The sequence below is a fragment of the Chitinilyticum aquatile DSM 21506 genome, from assembly GCF_000430805.1.
GTDB lineage: Bacteria > Pseudomonadota > Gammaproteobacteria > Burkholderiales > Chitinibacteraceae > Chitinilyticum > Chitinilyticum aquatile.
Window position 1 is genome coordinate 1 of record NZ_AUMS01000023.1, and the last position, 18,043, is coordinate 18,043.

Annotated in this window: 18 protein-coding genes and 2 pseudogenes; 18 read left to right on the forward strand and 2 right to left on the reverse strand. The window is 53.7% G+C overall.

Features of this window, described 5'->3' with window-relative positions; translation table 11 throughout:
• The 8 genes and pseudogenes from H559_RS0112815 to H559_RS21835 form a co-directional block, all read left to right on the forward strand.
• Positions 1–275 (forward strand): annotated as a pseudogene (locus H559_RS0112815) (IS5/IS1182 family transposase); the annotation flags it as partial.
• Positions 276–543: 268 nt separating this feature from the next.
• On the forward strand, positions 544–1,434 hold the full coding sequence (locus H559_RS0112820) for a hypothetical protein (protein WP_028453014.1): 891 nt from the start codon (positions 544–546) through the stop codon (positions 1,432–1,434).
• Between the two features lie 194 nt (positions 1,435–1,628).
• Positions 1,629–2,882, forward strand: coding sequence for a hypothetical protein (locus tag H559_RS0112825; RefSeq protein ID WP_155845420.1), 1,254 nt, complete (start codon positions 1,629–1,631; stop codon positions 2,880–2,882).
• Positions 2,879–4,786 (forward strand): phospholipase D-like domain-containing protein, encoded by a 1,908-nt coding sequence (locus H559_RS0112830; protein ID WP_028453016.1) that lies wholly within the window; start codon positions 2,879–2,881, stop codon positions 4,784–4,786. The genes H559_RS0112825 and H559_RS0112830 overlap by 4 nt, the downstream gene beginning before the upstream one ends.
• On the forward strand, positions 4,773–8,405 hold the full coding sequence (locus H559_RS20350; RefSeq protein ID WP_081413053.1) for a DEAD/DEAH box helicase: 3,633 nt from the start codon (positions 4,773–4,775) through the stop codon (positions 8,403–8,405). The genes H559_RS0112830 and H559_RS20350 overlap by 14 nt, the downstream gene beginning before the upstream one ends.
• A 475-nt stretch (positions 8,406–8,880) precedes the next feature.
• Positions 8,881–9,912 (forward strand): hypothetical protein, encoded by a 1,032-nt coding sequence (locus H559_RS0112840; RefSeq protein WP_028453017.1) that lies wholly within the window; start codon positions 8,881–8,883, stop codon positions 9,910–9,912.
• A 157-nt stretch (positions 9,913–10,069) separates the two neighbouring features.
• Complete coding sequence (locus tag H559_RS21830) at positions 10,070–10,480, forward strand: hypothetical protein (protein ID WP_028453018.1); 411 nt, start codon at positions 10,070–10,072, stop codon at positions 10,478–10,480.
• Between the two features lie 15 nt (positions 10,481–10,495).
• Positions 10,496–10,768: an IS21 family transposase gene (locus tag H559_RS21835; RefSeq protein ID WP_028453019.1), complete on the forward strand. Its 273-nt coding sequence runs from the start codon at positions 10,496–10,498 to the stop codon at positions 10,766–10,768.
• Between the two features lie 187 nt (positions 10,769–10,955).
• Here H559_RS21835 and H559_RS0112860 read toward each other — a convergent pair whose 3' ends face one another.
• Positions 10,956–11,237: a hypothetical protein gene (locus tag H559_RS0112860; RefSeq protein WP_028453020.1), complete on the reverse strand. Its 282-nt coding sequence runs from the start codon at positions 11,235–11,237 to the stop codon at positions 10,956–10,958.
• A gap of 220 nt (positions 11,238–11,457) precedes the next feature.
• Here H559_RS0112860 and H559_RS22750 point away from each other — a divergent pair, with 220 nt between their 5' ends.
• From H559_RS22750 to H559_RS20370, 10 genes are all read left to right on the forward strand, one after another.
• On the forward strand, positions 11,458–11,616 hold the full coding sequence (locus H559_RS22750) for a hypothetical protein (protein ID WP_373277360.1): 159 nt from the start codon (positions 11,458–11,460) through the stop codon (positions 11,614–11,616).
• Positions 11,617–11,736: 120 nt separating this feature from the next.
• Positions 11,737–12,015, forward strand: coding sequence for a hypothetical protein (locus H559_RS0112870; RefSeq protein ID WP_028453022.1), 279 nt, complete (start codon positions 11,737–11,739; stop codon positions 12,013–12,015).
• Positions 12,016–12,273: 258 nt separating this feature from the next.
• On the forward strand, positions 12,274–13,548 hold the full coding sequence (locus H559_RS21840; RefSeq protein ID WP_162143324.1) for an AAA family ATPase: 1,275 nt from the start codon (positions 12,274–12,276) through the stop codon (positions 13,546–13,548).
• Positions 13,549–13,664: 116 nt separating this feature from the next.
• Positions 13,665–14,033, forward strand: coding sequence for a hypothetical protein (locus H559_RS0112880; protein WP_155845421.1), 369 nt, complete (start codon positions 13,665–13,667; stop codon positions 14,031–14,033).
• Between the two features lie 147 nt (positions 14,034–14,180).
• Positions 14,181–14,528 (forward strand): hypothetical protein, encoded by a 348-nt coding sequence (locus H559_RS0112885; protein WP_028453025.1) that lies wholly within the window; start codon positions 14,181–14,183, stop codon positions 14,526–14,528.
• A complete protein-coding gene (locus tag H559_RS0112890; RefSeq protein WP_028453026.1) occupies positions 14,525–14,839 on the forward strand; it encodes a helix-turn-helix domain-containing protein in 315 nt (104 codons plus the stop codon). The genes H559_RS0112885 and H559_RS0112890 overlap by 4 nt, the downstream gene beginning before the upstream one ends.
• 230 nt (positions 14,840–15,069) lie before the next feature.
• Entirely contained in the window at positions 15,070–15,354 is a 285-nt protein-coding gene (locus tag H559_RS20360) for a DUF29 domain-containing protein (protein ID WP_051279433.1), read from the forward strand.
• A 179-nt stretch (positions 15,355–15,533) separates the two neighbouring features.
• Positions 15,534–15,779 carry a zinc ribbon domain-containing protein gene (locus tag H559_RS22315; RefSeq protein ID WP_211230943.1) on the forward strand — a complete coding sequence of 82 codons (246 nt, stop codon included), beginning with the start codon at positions 15,534–15,536 and terminating at the stop codon, positions 15,777–15,779.
• Between the two features lie 144 nt (positions 15,780–15,923).
• The gene (locus H559_RS21850; protein ID WP_051279435.1) at positions 15,924–16,379 is read left to right on the forward strand and encodes a helix-turn-helix domain-containing protein; all 456 of its coding nucleotides are present in this window, start codon (positions 15,924–15,926) and stop codon (positions 16,377–16,379) included.
• A complete protein-coding gene (locus tag H559_RS20370; protein WP_051279437.1) occupies positions 16,379–17,668 on the forward strand; it encodes a type II toxin-antitoxin system HipA family toxin in 1,290 nt (429 codons plus the stop codon). Before H559_RS21850 ends, H559_RS20370 begins: the two co-directional genes overlap by 1 nt.
• Before the next feature lie 100 nt (positions 17,669–17,768).
• On the opposite strand, the pseudogene H559_RS22320 reads toward H559_RS20370, so the two are convergent.
• Positions 17,769–18,043, reverse strand: a pseudogene (locus H559_RS22320) (IS5/IS1182 family transposase); the annotation flags it as partial.

Sequence of the window (18,043 nt, forward strand, 5' to 3'; positions counted from 1 at the left end):
AGAATGGTAAACATTGGAAAGAAAACACCGCAGGGGCAGCCGCCCGCAATGAAGCATTACGAACGACGAAGCGTCTCGGCCGAGCCATCTGGAAGAAGTGGAGCGGCTACCATCGGCGTAGCTTGGTTGAAACCAAGATGCGGTGCTTCAAACTGCTTGGCGAACGGGTGATGTCGCGAGACTTTGATCGTCAGGTTGCCGAACTGCAAATCCGAGCGGCATTGCTGAACCGCTTCACGCAGCTCGGGATACCGGAAACGGTACGCGTAGGATAACTCCATCCGGGGTTGGGGACGCTTGGACCGAATTGGGTTTGTGCAACAAAGCCGCTTGCGTGTATTGGCTAATGAGACTTTCGATTACCATGATGTGGCAGAAATCCCATGCGGAAAAGATAATGCGCTGGGACTGGATCTAGCAGGCTTGAGAGGATATTGGATCTCTGGAGATTGGCTAGTCACGCGAACTAAGTTCTAGCTAGTGATGAGCCGTGCCCGAGCATCAAGTGGTGATGATGACGCAGTGAATTCAGGAGTGAAAGTGATGAACTGGCAAGTAAATGACTACGTCGTGCATAGCAAGAAAAGCGAATGGGGTGTCGGCAAGGTCTTCAAGGCAGATCCTGGTTATGTCTCGGTTTTCTTCATCGGGGCTGGTGGCAAGGAGTTCGCGTTGCCTACGTCTTTCTTGAGTCCTGCTCCTGTGGAGTTGCAGGCTCATCCTTTGCTAGAGAATCTTGCACCTCAGGTGTTAACGGGCAAAGCGAAGGTCCTGCCTCTGGCGGCATGCATGCGCTATTTTTGCACGCTGTTTGAAGAAGGCTTTCAGGATCCCGACTATCTGCAGTCTGAGCGGAACTACAAGATTAATGCTGCCGAACTCGCCCACTCTTTGCTTTCTGAATCAACATGGAGCGAAATGCTCGCTGAAGGGCGCTTTGGTGAAATCTGTATCCGCTTAGGCAAAATCGAAAGCAAGACCAACCTTCTGCATTCTTTTGAAAAGATCAAATGGCAGGCTGCATTGAAGGATGCAGGATTGCAGCCTTTGCTAGCACAGGGGCTCTTTGATGAACTGTTCAGTGCCTCCAACCGGATGTCCGCCTTTGATGCGCTGGTTAATGTTCTTGGGAAAGCTGACGGATGTACCAAATGGACCATTGCCACATACTACGGAGCTCTTTATCACCCGGAGTCGCGGGTTTTTATCAAGCCTGAGGTTACAAAGTACGCAGCAGAAGCATGTGGATGGGATATCCAATATGAAAGTCGGCTGAACTGGTGCACCCTGCAGCGAGTCGAGGCTCTCGGCAAGTTTCTGTTCGAAGCACTTACCCAAGCGGGACTCCAGCCAAGGGACATGATTGATGTTCAATCATTTATATGGTCAATTAATCCTGACACCCATGGTTCGATCAGTGCCTTGAATAGATGATTACGGAATCATGATTCTTGCGGTATCAGATTACAAGACATGTCATATATAATTAACTCCATTTTATGTTTCTAAGAAAATTCCTGACTGAATTTGACGAAAGTTTGAGCGGTGAGTCGTACATCGACCCACTTGGGATGTTGGTTATCTGGTCTGCCTACGGACAGCGAATTTTCAGAAATCGTGTCAACTCCGTGTCCAACGATGTACGCAACTACACCCTCAACCTGTTCAACCACTATCTGGTGCGTCGTCTGATCAAGGACGCGCAAGTGCAATTGAGCAAGGATCTCGTTGCGCTGTATGAGACCAAGGACTCGCTGGCATTTCGCTACGCCTGTCTGCTTTATCTGGAAAACCTGTTTGTGTTTTCCATGCTGCAACATGAGTACCAGGGACAGGGTGTTGAAACTGTTGGTGTGCTGGGCATTTCGAATGCGCGTTTGCGCTGGAGTGAAAGCAGCGGCAATCCCACGCTCGCCTTTACAGTTGAAAAACCAGGTCAACTGCTGGTTCGCCAATTGAGTCTTGGTGTTAGCGGCCGCTACAAGACGCCGATGATCGAGCTCGGCTTCTTCGACAAGTACTACCATTATCAGCTGCCTACTTCTGCCTCGGTCTGGCAGGTCGCCGAGACTTTTATCGGACAGCACGAGTCCCTGAGCCAACTGGCTGAGCTGCTAGTCGAGCACCTGAAGACATTGCTAAGTCAATCCAGCCGGCAGCCGATGATAGCGTTTCAGGATATCCCCGCTGAAATTTCCGCGCTCTACGTCAAGGGCTTTGCCTCTCCGCAAATCGTCGGTTCCTATGCTCGGAAATACTGGCTTTCAGTGACCGATCTGGACCGTGATGCTGCCGGATGTTTGCTTGATGTGTTGGATAAAACCGCCAAGAACGAGCCGCAGGCGACATTCTCGCCCCAAGAGTTCATGAGACGAACCAATCGAACCAACTTGTCGCTCGAAGAGCGGACCAAGCTGGAACACATTGAGGAGCTGGAACCGTTTCTTGCGGATGCCATGCTTTTGTTTACCCTCCTTACCCATAAGAAATCGCAGTCTCTGGAAGCTGTCATGAAGCGATGGAGTGACTTCGACCGAGACGAAACAACTCTTCCGTTGCGTGCGCAGCGACTGCGGGACAATGCTGGATTGCTCGTTGTGCTTGGCGGGTCTGCCAGATTGCGTCTTGAGGCGCTGCTTGGCTTGGCGGATGCTTCGACCCTGCTCGAGCAGATCCGGATACTGGTGGATTATCACGCTCGCGTCATGCATGGACGGGGCCAGCAACCCTGGTTGAATCTCATTGATGGCGATGTTCGGGTCCATGCGCGCCCGATGGCCTGCCCTGCCGAGGCGGAGTGGCCTCAAGGCGCTTGGTATCACAGCTATTACCTGCCCCAGTTCCAGTCGCTGGTGCAGGGGTATCAGGGGAGCATGGCATGAAGTTGTTGAGTGAGTTCAGGGAGCAACTTGGAACGCTTGGCGAGCTTCGCTATGTCTGGCTGACGAGTTTCAACATCAATATCGAATTCATCGAGACGTATCTGCTGCCTGCGGTACTAGCGATGGAGCCCCCCAAAACACGTCTGGACTATGAACATCTCCAGGTCGCGCTGACCGAGAAACAGATCGATTTCCGTGTTTTCTGCGACAGAAGATTTATGGAGGCAGACAGAAACAAGCGAACGGCAATCCCGGTCCATGGCGTTTGTCCGGCCAGCTGGAATGGGCGATTTTCCAGAGACAGTCTTTTCCACCCCAAGGTGATATATCTGGAAGATAAAGACGGAAACGGGATTCTGGGGACCGGGAGCGCCAATCTGACGGTAAGTGGCTGGGGGCGAAATCAGGAAGTGTTTGTCTTTCATCGAATCGATACCCGAACACAACATGACTCGGTGCGAACGTTTTTTGCCGAAATTGCCACCAAAACAGGTTTGCCAGCTGGGTTACCAGCAAGCCGTAACACTTTCCCTGATGGTGAAGCAACATGGCAATTCGTACACAGTTTTCAGGGAAAGCCCTTCATCGAGCAATTTTTTGCCGATATGTCTGAACGTGAGTTGCTGGTCTGGTCTCCTTACCTGCCCAGGGATATACCCGCATTTTTCGGCAAGCTGCAAAGCCTTGTTGCAGGGGAAACGCTGTCAATACACCTGGTGCCTGATCGGATTCAGGGGAAGTTTATCCGCACTCCATGGACGGATGCGCTGCAAGCACTTTGTCAATCCGACATGCTATGTCTCTATGACAATCCGACTCCGCGACATGAGCAGACTGAGCTCTGTCATGCCAAGGTATGGAAACTGGGTAGCAAGCTTGCTATCGGCTCCTGGAATTTCACCAGCAAGGGGGCTAATTTGCCAACGGATTCAGGAGAATGGAACCGGGATGTGAATGTCGAGGCCGGGGTAATCATCACAGACCCTGGCTCTTGGCGAAATGCTGTCGGGACACGAATTCGAGTCGATAAAAATGCCTGTGCCTCGGAGGGGCTGCTGCAAGAGGAGCAGCTGGACGTTCCCGATGCACTGCCTTTTGATATTCGTGTCGTGTTTGACTGGCGAGAGCAGTCCTACATCATCTCTGGCCAATGGTATGAGGGTGAGCCATCTGAGGGGTATGAGCTCAGTTTACCCGGCTATCCGGTGGCTTTGCCCCTCAAATGGATGCCCAATTACAGTGAACAGCTGGTCATACCGGATTCTTCGGCACTGTTGTTCGAGCGACGTTTTGAGGTATTGAACGCGGGTAAGCAGGTCTTTCGGGGGTTGATCACGGAAACGGGGCTTGCCTATCGCCGACCCCAAGCCTTCGAGTCCCTGCTTGATCTGCTGAATGCCTTTGTTCTTGGTGATGAGCCATCATCGGATGATGACATTCCGTTTCGTATTGCCGGCATGTCGTACAACGATACCCTGGTCGAGGAATTGGCATCCGAGCCACAGGGCGTGGCGGAGCTCGCCCCGAGTACTGGAAGTCTTAGCTATTTCCGGCTATTCCAGGCTACCCACCACTATGCGGCCAAATTGAAGAGCATTCGGGCGGTGGATGAACTCAATCGCTGGGTCTTTGTCCGTCCTGGCTGTTTGATGGAGCTGGTGGAAAAAGCCCGCGACAGATTCACTTCAGCAGAGCCCAGCCTATTCGACTGGTTTCTTGCGCAGGAAGTGTGCACCCTATGTCATACCGCGCTGTCGCTGCGTGAGAAGCTGGGGTATTCCGAGCTTTCCCTGCCCCAATCACGCTGGGATGCGCTGCAACTAACATTGCCTGATTTGCCTGTCGGGTTGACATCCGAATACCTGAAATTGATCCAGCAGGAGTGCCACTATGTCGACGCATGAATGGGGTTCTCTTTTGCCCGGCGGGGTAGCCAACTGGATCAATTTCGACCGCAATAACCCCGATTGGCATTACGATGAGGCTCATGCGACTTCCATGCCTGCCAAACAGGCAGAAGGCGTGGCGTACCTATGGAATCTGCTCTCTCGTCTAGGCGTCGCATTGCTGGCAGATGAAGTCGGAATGGGTAAAACATTCCAGGCACTCGGTGTCGCGGCACTGCTCTGGAAAATGAAGCCTGACGCCAAAGTGCTGATCATGGCTCCTAATAAAGATATCTGCGCGCATTGGCGGCGTGAATACGATGAATTTGTCCGCTCCCACTACCGGGCACACGATCACTGCGTAAAGAGTCGAGTTGATGGCGCTCCGGTTCAATCCATCCAGATCTGCCCGAAACTGGAGGGGTTGGTGGCGGCGGTTGAAGCAGGTGCTGGGCAGCTATTTCTGACGACTATTCACGCGTTGAGTGGGCTTGTTCCATCTGCTGAAAAGGGCAAAGACAATGCTGGCCTCGCGGCTCAGTACGCAAAAGCGTTCCATGATCGTATCAAGAGGGCACTGGGTGGCGCCGGGTTTGATCTGATCATCGTTGATGAGGCGCATTACTTGCGCAATCGTGAGGGCGGATCGCAACGGGTCAGTGCAGCCCTGGAGTTTTTCGGTAGGCCGGGCGCTCGGCTTGCCCGGAGGGCTTTGCTGCTTACCGCAACGCCAAGCCATACCCGATTACAGGATGTACATCATATCCTGAACTATTTCATGACATCTGGTGATGGCGACGATGTGTCCGCTCATGCCCTGATGAAGAAGTACGGTCTTCGCCGCTTCCGGCGCATGCAGGGCAAGGGACAAGACTTCTCGAAACGTGCGTATCGCTGTGAAAAGGATGTGCCATGCGATTTCGGTCAACGACCGGAATCGGAATTGTTCTTTGCGCTGTACCAGAAAAAGCTGGTGACTGAGCTGGGAATGACCCGGGAGAACAAGAGTCTGTTGTATGGCTTTCTCGAAGGATTCGAATCTGTCGGCCGGGTCGTCGCACCAGATGCAGAAGCTCCCGATGCGGCCGAGATGGAAGAGGAGTTCAGTGGCAAGGATTTTTCCAAGGCCAGGGACACTGATTTACTGGCAAGACTGACCGGACAGTTTTCTTCTGCATTTGGTCATCTGCCCGATCATCCCAAATATGGCCAGCTGGTCACCCAGTGCCTGCCCGTGGATCTGTTTGCCGCACATCGGGACCTTCATGAAGACAAGCATCTCGTTTTTGTTCGTCGCATTCCATCTGTTCGGGAGCTCACCCAACGGCTCAATGAAGCCTATGACAACCTGCTGGCAAAGCGTATCTGCCTGGCCTGGGGGTTGAGCGAAGATGATCCGGCGGTTGAGAAATGGCGTAAATCCACTCCGGCATGGTCTAGAGCAGGCTTCGATGAGCTGGTCCGGAGTTGTCAGTCCGGATCGGTGGAGTCTGAGGAAGAGCTGGAAGATGATGAAGCATCTCACCCCGACTCCGAGGGTGATGCCTATCTTGGCTCATCCATCGCGGATCTGTTTGTCGTCAAAAAGGGCAAGAACGGTCGCACGGATGCGACCAATGTCAGTTTGCGCTTCAGAAAGCCGGAAAGTGCGTTTGCAATGTTTCTCGAGCCCGCCAGGGACTACATGCAAGAAGGGTACAGGGACTATTACCAGTACCTTCAGGGGGGGAAGGTCCGGGCGAATTATGTCAGCGCCGCAAGGGATGCGCGCTTTGCGCGACATCCTGTCTTTGCCAGGTACGCTGAAGTGACATCGCGCGCATACGAAGCGAGAACCTATGATGCCGAGATCAAAACGGTATGGTCGCTGGTCTACCCGGAGCTCTCCGCGGCGCATCAACACATATTGTCCGGGTGGGCAAAAACGAGGCCAGATGTTGCCGAGAATTTTGCCAACTACATCAAAGCGGGTTTTTTGTTCGCAAGCCCGGTGATGGTCGAACTTTACGGCTGGTTCACGGAATTCAATCGTTTGTCTGGCTCTTCGACAAAGGATGTGCAGAATAGGTACGCTGACTTCATGGCGTTTGTCGCCGATCAGGGGCGTATCAAGCATTCCTTGCTGCTTGCCTATTTTAGAAGTGCGCTAGATAGCTTTGAAATGCTGTGTGAGAAAATCATCGATCACAAGCCAGGGGAATGGGAGAAAGAGTGGCGCGTCCTGACCTCGCTGCAGAATCCGGCATGGTATGCCAGTGGTCAGTCGGATAATCGGCAACGCCTGATTTTAGGCTTTAACAGCCCCTTTTACCCGAATGTGCTGGTCGCTACATCGGTGTTTCAGGAGGGGGTGAATCTGCATCTGCAGTGTCGCAAGGTTCATCATTACGGATTGGCAGGCTCACCTGGTGATAATGAGCAGCGCGTGGGCCGCGTTGATCGCCTGTTTGGCAAGGTTAACGCCATGCTCAGGGAAACAGGACAGGCTGAGCTGGCGATCCACTATCCGTTTCTCACGAATTCGGTCGATGAAGATCAGGTTGCGTCATTCATTGCCAGAAAGTTCCATGTCGAAGAAAAAATGGACGCCTGTGTTCAAGAGGCATTTGATCGCTCAGTCGAGCTGACTCGGGAAAACTGGCGTGAATACCTGCGAACCCCCAAGAATGCGCAGTCCTTGCAGGGCGATCCGTATCCAGCAACGTTCGAGACTCATCAGACGTACCGGCCTAGTGAAGGGTACGATCAGCCTGATATCGCTAAGCATGTTCAAGCTTTGCTTGCGCAAATCCTCTCATCTACGGCGTACAAGAAGTATTCGGTGGCAGAAAATGAGCATAATCCGAACGCGATTCTCGTGATTGATTCTATGGTCGATCGCTGCGGACAATTACGAAGGCAACCGGTTCTGGTCGAACAGCACAGCTCTGCCGAGTTTTCGGTGCTTGTCAGTGCGCCTGTTTACTATTTGTCGCTGATTTCACCGATCGCCACTCGTGCTGATCTGGCCGGGATCAATGGCGTGTACGACGAGATTCTGCCTGAGCTGGGCGTGAAGCTAGCTCAGGAATACCCACTTGCACGCATGGCCTTGAACCCTGATGCGGCAAATAGCCATTTCTATCTGTACGTTCGGGTGGATCTGCCCGTCTTTCCGGATAACGGACGCTTGGCATTCTTGTCCCGATCAGAAATGGAGTTCGCTTTTCATCAGGTGCTGCATTACGCGGATCGGCTTGAGTTTGAACTCTTCAATGGCGAACGAGATTTGACACTTTCACAACTCCAAGTCACTCATTTTCTGCACGATGAACAACACGATGTGTTGACTATGGAAGGCAAGTGGCACCCAGCTACTGCTGGAAGTGCCAACTGGGTGCTGATCGAATCGGATAACGGGAATGTAGAAAGGCTGAATACTACGGTTAAACATTCGGCATTGGCTAAGCACTTCAGCGACATTGAGCCGATGGCACTGAGTCTGGCAAGACTACTTGAACTCAACCACAGACTTCCCTTTATCAGCTGCTGGCTGAACGATCCGGAGTCGCTAAAGTTGAGCATCAGTTATCCCGCCGGAGATGTGCAAAAGGTCGAGCGCGCCTTGCTGGAGCGCTGGTTTGCTTATGTCCAGTAGTTGAACTCTTGATCAGTGGAGGCTGCCTTTGGGAAACATTCAGAATGCTCTTGCATACAGTAAAGTTGAACGCTGAGCAGAATTGAACATGAATATTTGCGGGTATCAGGCTGAGGCAGCCATGTCTCGATGCACGAGCTTACGGCTCAACGCAAATAGCTTATGGGCTGGCCAAACCCTGCTATGCAAATGAGCAAGAAGACCGAAATTAGGCTGGTTGTCTCTAAGATCGGATGGCGTGGTCACGAAGTTTTTTGCTTACAAATGAGAGCATCTTAGCAAGATTGTTGCTGTTTCTCTTGCTAATTTAATTAAATCTAATGCAATTCTTGTTCTGGTGGTGTGTTTTGATCATGCAACATAGGGCGTACTGCCTTATCTCATCACATTTTGATCAATTTCTACGTACACCAAGAGGAAATTTTGCATGCGTAGAGTGTCTTCATATAATTAAGTTCTTCTAGAAGAGGTGGGTATGAACGAAGAAAAAGTGGCGCGGATCTGTTGGAACGCTAACAAATGGCAATACCCATCAGGCAAAGCAGGCAAGGTCGCAAGTGGCAGTTCTGGCGCGTATGAAACTAAGACCGGCTACGGACACGAGGAATGGTTGTTCGACGTAAGCAAGTTGGTCAATGGATACCACTACGCGTATATCCAAGCAATTGGGCAGCATCGCGAGAAGTATGAAGGAGAGATATTCAATATCTCCTTTTACACAATCAATAGCGCAAAGAAGGAGCGCTGGTGGTTAGGCGAGATCCATAACATCCACGTTGTTTCCTCGGATGAATCCCGATCGGTGCATGCGACCTACATGAAAAATGGGTGGCTAAAAGAAATGTTCGCCCAACTAGAAGCCGTAGGCGCAGATGTAGATGAATTTAAGGACATAAATCCAGATAGCTTCTGCTGCATAAAGTTCCGCCCTGAGGACATGCATCTTCTTGAGGAGCCACGATTGTTCTCATCGAAGGATCCAGCGGTTAAGTCGGACTATTACAACCTGAAGAACAAAGTAGGAAATCCGCTAGGTATTGAAGATCGAAAGTTTCATTTCACGCCCGGTTTTACTGCGAAGAAGGATAGCACTACTGCTAGCTATAGTAGTCAGAAGAAGGAGATTGATCTGGTGCACAACCAGATGCAAGAGCAGATATACGAGCAACTCGCTGAAATCTATGGAAAGGACAATGTATCCTGTGAACAGGAAACTGGGTTTGGTACAAAAATTGATGTCGCGGTTCGATCCTCTGATGGCTATGTCTTCTATGAATTGAAGACGGCAAATACTTCGAAGCAGTGCATCCGCGAGGCATTGGCACAGCTTATGGAGTATGCGTATTACCCAGACGAGTCTCGAGCTTCTAGATTAATTGTCGTAGGCCCGGTTAATATTTCGCATGAGTCCAAGAAGTATTTGGAAAATTTAAGAAGAAAATTTTTGCTGCCGATTTACTATATCAAATATGACCTTGAAACGAAAAATCTGGGTAGTGAAGAGTAAGGGAGCGAACGAATTTTGTTGCACAAATCGGCACGCATCCTGCTTGAACTAGCCTGTGCGTACGCGTTGAAAATTACCCAGTTTTAGCGGGTTCTACTCACTAAAAATTACCCAGGGTGTTCAATCCATCTGCTGAATTTTTCAGCAGGAGAACGGAGTGATCACCATGAAAGAACTGGGAATAATCCGCCGGCTGTTTTACCGCGACCATCTGTCCTTATCCGAGATCGAGCGACGTACTGGACTGACATGCAAGACGATCCGGGGCTGGCTCAAGGAGACCGAGGGTACCGTGCCGACCTACCGGCGCCAGCGCATCGCCGACAGCAAGTTGACGCCGTTTGCTGAGCTGCTGACCAAGGCACTGGAAACCGACCTGCACCGGCCCAAGCGCGAGCGGCGTAGCGCGCTGAAGCTGTTTGCCGAATTGAAGGCAGCGGGATATACCGGCAGTTACAGCAGGGTCACCGACTATATCCGGCAGTGGCGAGTCCAAGGCGGAGCAACACGGGGGCGCGCCTTTGTGCCGCTGCAGTTTGAACTGGGTGAGGCCTTCCAGTTTGACTAGAGCGAAGAACGGCTGGTGATTGGTGGCATCTGGCGCAAGATTTTGGCTGCGCACTTGAAGCTGTGCGCCAGTCGGGCGTTTGTGGTGCAGGCCTACCCGACGCAAAGTCACGAGATGCTGTTCGATGCGCAAACCAAGGCGTTTACCGTCTTGGGCGGCATCCCGCGCCGAGGCATTTACGATACCATGAAAACCGCCGTCGACAAGGTCAAGCGTGGCAAGGCGCGGGTGAGCACGGCGTTGGCCTTAGTGTCCCACACCTGCCCGCCTCCCGATGTCATCAGATAATCCTTGGGATTCTCCGCCTTCGCCCCGGTCATAATCCCGATCTGCATACCCAGCTGCCGCCGCTACTGGCCCTGTGGGTCATTTTGGTCGTTCAGGCCGAGCAGCTGATTGCGTAGCTGGGTAACCTGCTGCTGGTTGAGGGCCATGTTGCTTTTTGCCACTGCAGCATCCGTAGCAGTTCGATCCATCACGCTCTAAATATCAGCCAGCTGGTTGTATCGGTCAGCTTGCCCGTCTGCGTCACCAGAACGCCATCACTCCAGCGCACAGCATCCGAAATCCTGCTGGTGACAATGCCGGGCAAACGCTCCTGCCAGCGCCAGTCGTCACTAGATAGGCCGTATTGCAGCTGCGGGATACCGGCGCCAGCCACGCGCCAGTTATCGGTCTGCCTGCTGGTCAGCACTCCTTTGCCAGTATCCTGCCATTTCCAGCTGTCCAGCTGGCCGTCACACACCGTTATCGGCATGGCTCGCCCCTACGCGCCCGAGGACGCCTACATAATTGGGGGTACGCCAGTCCAGCCTGTTACCACGCCGGCCGCATCATTGCGGCCACGCCCGTCAATGTCGGTCTGCCATGCAGCATTACTACCCCGCCCGAGGCAGCTGGTCGACGCGGCCATCCATGAATAGCTATCAGGAAAATCAGGGTCCGGGCTCCGCAGGAACCAGTACAAAGCCTACGAAATGACCAAGGACGGCTTCATGTTTCTGGTCATGGGCTTCACCGGCAAACAGGCCGCGCCATCAAGGAAGGCTACATCGCCGCGTTCAATGCGATGGAGCAACACATCCAGAGCAACTACCGAAAAGAGCAAACCCGCAAGGTCCTGCCCAATGGCCTGACCATCGAGCAGCAGGATGCCGTAAAGACGGCACCATAAGGCGCTGGTAGCGGCGGCCCCCAAGGACAAGCAGGCGAAGCTGGCCATTACGCTCTGGTCAGCGGTCAAGTCGAAATTCGGCGTGAGCTACAAGGAAGTGCCACCCGAGGACTTCATCAATGTGGTCAGCCTGATGAGCAGGGTGGCGCTGGAAGGCGAACTGCTGCCTCCCGATACCATGCCTGAGCTGCAGTCCGCACGGGAAATGGATGAATTCATGCGCGAATTCGCTGTGGCGTCCGCTGCTTCAGCAATGGTGGCACGCGGCGCAATCGAGCATCTTGAGGCGCTGCTGTTCAACCTGCGCGTCCTGCAAGACAAGGGCAGAACGCTACGGCACGATTTGCGCAAGGCGGCATAAAGACGGGCGATCTTTTCCCCCGTTTGGGGGAAAACTGCCAAGCCCTTGTTTTGACTGGATAGCCGGAAATCCGGCTATCTCGTGACATGGCTCAAAACTGAGCCATCCTCTTCGGCTAGAGACAAAGTGGTGACGCAGGTTCTTGTCACAGCAAAAGGACTTGCTAAGCTGGCCGGCGAGCTTGGCCCCGTAGCGGCATAAGCAACAGCCCCGCCGAGCGCGGGGCAGTTCACATATCGAGCTATGCCGCTTGGCTGGATGATGCACGCTAAGCGCACAACTGCTTGCCTTCCCCATAAAAAACATCAATACTTGTTTGAATTCTGCAATTTTTTGCAGATTAACGCCAAAAAGCCCATGATTTACTATTTCTCTGCCAGTAACTTCAAGTCATTTCATAACCCACTGACACTGGATTTTCGCCTTACTGCGGGCGAGCCAGACGATCATCTGGCATTGCTGACGGAGCGCGGCGATCGGGTCTCCACCGTCCTGGCGGTGCTCGGCGCCAACGCATCGGGCAAAAGCAACGCGATCCGAGCGCTGGTGACGCTGGCCGACATCGCTGCCGATTCATTCCTATCCCCACCAGACAGCATGGGCCCACTTCTAGCTCATGACTTACACCAGGACGAAGCCAGTACCTTTGAGATCGAATTTGAAGCTGGTGACAAGCAGATTTATCGTTACACGCTGGCGTTAAGCGCCGCAGGCATCTTGTCCGAAACCCTCAAGGTCAAGGGCACACGCGCGTTCCGCCGTGTTTTCGAGCGGCAGGATGGTGGCGACGATGCCCCTCCGCGCGTAGTGGGAGCCGGCCGCGCACAGGCGCGTGAGTTACGGCGCGACGTGACGCTGCTCTCGTGGTGCGCCCAGCACAACGTCACCGAACTAATGCCAGTGTGGCGCTTTTTCCGGCAATCAATCAACGCCAATATCGACTTGTTTGGCCGCTATCCATCCGCATTACGCTCCAGCCTGGCCACCAGTTTCTTTTGCGCCCACCCTGAGCGATTGCGTCAGGCCGTAGCCCAATTGCAGCGCTGGGACATCGATGTATCCGACATCGAATTTGATGAGCGCACTTGGCACGATGGCCAGGCTGAACGGCGCTACTCCGTACCAATTGCGGTACATCGGCGCGGCGAGCGCGTGATCAGGCGTGAGCTGGCCGCCGAATCGAGTGGCACACAATCGCTATTTGCTTTGCTCGGTGCGGTGCTACCAGCTCTGCATCAAGGCGGCCTAGCGGTGATCGACGAACTAGAAACCGACCTGCACCCGCATATGCGTCAAGCACTGCTCGATTTGTTTCTGCAGCCCGAGCTCAACCCACACCGCGCGCAATTGCTGTGCACCACCCACGCCGCGGAGCTGATCAGCCAGTTGCATCAGCCGCAAATCGTACTGGTCGAAAAGCGCGACGGTTACAGCGAGGCGTGGTCGCTACGCGACATGCAAGGCGTCGGCAGGCGTGACAACTTTGCCGCCAAGTATCTCGCAGGTGCCTATGGCGGTGTTCCAGAATTATGAGAAGGCATCAACGGCAAGCCAAAAGCACGGTACTAATCTTGTGCGAAGGGCCAAGCGATGTCGCGTTTATTCGCCATCTGGTGCAGTTGCGCTGTCACCTCCCAGGGGCCGCCAAGGTGACAGTTCGACCTGCGGGTGGCAAAGGGGCGGATAACGTGATTCACACGCTACTAGGGACGGCGCGCTGTCAGTCCGGCTTTGACCGACTGGTGGCGGTGTGCGACGCAGACATCCCGGCCAGCCCCGCCAAAAAAGACGAGCTCAGACGACAGCGCGGGCATCTGGTAGTGATCCGGCCGCATTGTCTGGAAGGGCTGCTGCTTGAGCTAATGGGCCAACCCCCAGGCCTCGACAGCGCGGAGTGCAAGCGCAAGCTGCGCGACCAACTGCGCGACCCGCAAGACCCGGCCAGCTATGCTGCGCTCTTACCAGATCTGGCTCGTACCGAGCATATTGTGCTAAACGAGCTGCGAGAGCTGCTTTAATCGCACACCAAGCTGCCCCACGAATCTAGCCTTTTAGGTATTGAGCAGAGGCACCGGGGCCGTAGATGGCATCAAACTCTGCGGCAACTGGTGGGGCGCGATTAATACACCACTTGCGGAACTACGTAATTCGCGTACACTTTCACCATGAAACAACTCTTTGTCGAACTGCCGGCGTTCAGTCTTTACCGCGCAGAGTATTTGGATGACGAGGGATTCCGTCGCCTGCAACTGCTGTTACTGGACAACCCGGAAGCGGGAAATGTGATACCGGATACCGGCGGCTTGCGTAAATTGCGCTTTACCGACAAGCGTCGGCAAAAGGGAACGCGCAGCGGTCTGCGGGTGCTGTACTACCGCTACGTCGCCGGGCAGCAGATCTGGTTGTTTACCCTGTACGACAAAGATGAGATGGACGACCTGACCAAAGACGAGCGCAAGGCCTTTGCCAAAATGCTTGAGCAGGAACTGCAAGCAAGGAGATCACCAAAATGAAACGCAATCTGTTTGCCGAGCTGCAAGAAGGCATGGCCGCGCTGGCTGAATCGCGCGAGGGCAAGCGCACGTTGCGCACGTATTCCGTCGCCGTACCCACCCACGTCACCATCAGCCCGCAAGAAATTGCTGCGTTGCGTGAACGACTGCACCTCTCCCGCCCGGTTTTCGCCCGTACTTTGCACATCAAGGAGCGCACCTTGGAGAGCTGGGAGCAGGGGCGCGCCAAGCCGAATGAACAGGCGGCTGTTCTGCTCAAGATGGTTGAGCGCTACCCCGACACGCTGGATCGCCTGCAGGCACTAGCCTAACCCCTCAGATACTGAGCAGAGGCACCGGGGCCTACACTTTCTCCCAGCTACCCCTGCAGCACAGGGACTCCCCCTTGCACAACATACACCTTGCCATCTTCTCCGCGCAGCTTTGTTCCGTCTAGGTGAGGGGGCTGCTCCCCAACAAACTTCCCTGCCCGTGCGTCATAGATGCGGGTAGGCTGGGTGTTGACATCCTCCCCCGCCTTTAGGCGGGGGAGGATGTCAACTTGAGGCTTGGGCATCTATTGCAACATCTGCTGAAATGGCAATTCCAGCCGGTACTTCGCAGTCGGTGTTTCGGGATCAAAATCAAGAATCTGCGTAGAGAAGTCGAGGACGTCTTGGAAGAGAACCCAAGTCTCCGTCCGAAGATGGAAGCGACCATCCTCAAAGCCTATTCCAAGGCCAAAGGCTGGGTAGAGGTTGAAACGGGCCTCACAGAAGCACTGTTCTCAGAACAATGCCCGTGGACGTTGGAAGAAGTGATGAGTACGGGATTTTTGCCCGATTGAATCTGTCGGCGCCAGCGTATGACCGTTTTGAGTGTGGAACTGGAGGCTGAGAGACTCGATCTCGGTATCGGATTTGTACGCCGAGAGCAGCATCTGCATCTGCGGCAGACACTGCATCGCCAATAGTCTGCCAAATTTCCTCGCCATTATGATCACGAGCATCCGGCCTTAACAAAACCATTCTCGACCATGGTTGGTTCAAATTCCGCCGCCAAATGGATTACAAGCTGGCATGGAATGGCCGCTATCTCATCGCGGTGCCACCGCAGAACACGAGCTGGACGTGCCCGGCCTGCGAGTATGTATTAGCGGAGAACCGGCAGACGCAAGCGGATTTCTACTGTGTCGGATGTGGATTCGAAGAAAACGCTGATCTGGTCGGCGCGATCAACATTCTCAGGGTGGGGCACGCCCGATGCGTCTGAGAAGTGAGCGGTGAGGTAATGCCGCCAGCAGCAGGAGCCCGCCTAAGCGACTCAGGAGCTGCTCAATGCCGCGCCTGAGCGCCATAGGAATCCTCCGCCTTCAGGTGGGGGAAGATATCAAACCGGGAAGAGGGCCAAAGGTCGATGTCTAGCATCGCCGGACTCGCGCATCGTGAGCTGCATGCCGAGGATGTTCTTGCAATCACTTTAAGCGCTATTATATTATGCATTAATAGCCATAAGACACATTTTAATATGAAGAAGCAAGTCAGAATGAGTGCAGTTGATGCCTCAACACAGACATATCTCACGCAGGTTGGCGATCGGCTAAAGGTTCTTCGAATTCTGCGCAAGGACACGATTGCTCAGATGGCTGAGCGCTTGCAATGTTCCGCAGCAACCTACACTGCGCTGGAGAAAGGCGCACCGACGACTCAAATAGGACTGCTGGCTAAAGCACTCGCAATCCATGGTGCATTGGACAGCCTTTCCGGGGTGGCACCGGTGCCGATTGAGGCCCTTACCCAGACCAACACCCTCCCAAAGCGTGTGCGATCCAGCAACGGTACCATCCCACGAAAAGATGAGCTGGATTTCTGATGGACACTCAGATCCACACCCTATTGCTTGGTTTGTACCAGCCCAACCAGCCCCTGCCAACCAAGGCTGCGCTACTGAAGATCCAGCGTATTGGGGTCCTGGAGGAAGGCACGCTCAGTTACGGTACGCAGTACATGGCGACCCATTCGCTACGGTTTCATCCTGATCCTGATCTGGCCAGGCCGATTAACAGGTTGCCGGCGGCACGAATTCGAGATGGTGGCGCTCTCCCTCCCTATTTGCTGGACTCCTTGCCGGATGCATGGGGCAGACTTGTGCTTACTGCGGCCAATGCCGGACGGTCGCTGGATGATCTGGACATGCTGCGCATGACCAACACCAATCGCGTTGGTGCAGTGGTCGTGATGGACGAAGAACCGAGCAGAATAGCGGAAGAAACATTATCACTGGACGACTTATACCGAATGGCTATGGCGATTCAATATGGCGATGAAGTACCCATAAATGTCCGTCGGTTGCTAAACCAAGGTGGCTCGCTGGGTGGTGCAAGACCCAAAACAAGCATTCATGTTGATGAAGAATTGTGGCTGGCCAAATTCCCTCTCCACGATGATCTCTTTGATTACCAGTATGCCGAGGCCGGTGCCTTGGACTTGGCGGCCCAGTGCAGGATTCAGGTTGGGCCTTACCGGTGCGTCCAGATTAACGGTGGTAATGCTTTATTGGTCAAACGATTTGATCGTGCCAGGACTGCGACCGGCGAAGTACGCATCCATTATCTGTCGGCAGCGGGACTACTGAATGTCCGCTATGAATCTGGCGAGGGAAGCTATGTAGATCTGGCCAAGGCAATCACCCGCTTTGGGGCCGCTCCCAAGGAGGACTGCCAAGAGCTATTCCGCAGGATGATTTTTAATATGCTGATCGATAATACCGATGATCATGTGAAGAATCATGGGTTCTTGCATGCTGGGGATGGAAAGTACCGGCTCGCTCCGGTATTCGACATTCACCCACAAGGCACGAACCTGCAGTACATGGGGATGCCGTTAACCGGAAGCAATGCCTCTCCGACAATATCGCAGATATTGGACGAGGCTCACCATTTTTATTACTCGCGGACTGAAGCTGGCATGGTGATCGCTGAGTTGTTTTTTAAGATCAGTTCGAGGTGGAAGACCTCCTTTGCGGAGGTCGGCATGTCGGCTAACGACATCCAGTTTCTGGAAGTTCGCATTCAGCCGCTGCTTGAATCTTGGCTTGGACGATTAGCGGGCGCTATAGGCGATGCGGCCAAAGCATGGGGCGCTGCGGGTATAGGGCAATAGCTGATCTGTACCGCTTGCGGCTGATTGCCACAAGATCAGAAGAGAACGGCTTTGTTGCACAAACCCAATTCGGTCCAAGCGTCCCCAACCCCGGATGGAGTTATCCTACGCGTACCGTTTCCGGTATCCCGAGCTGCGTGAAGCGGTTCAGCAATGCCGCTCGGATTTGCAGTTCGGCAACCTGACGATCAAAGTCTCGCGACATCACCCGTTCGCCAAGCAGTTTGAAGCACCGCATCTTGGTTTCAACCAAGCTACGCCGATGGTAGCCGCTCCACTTCTTCCAGATGGCTCGGCCGAGACGCTTCGTCGTTCGTAATGCTTCATTGCGGGCGGCTGCCCCTGCGGTGTTTTCTTTCCAATGTTTACCATTCT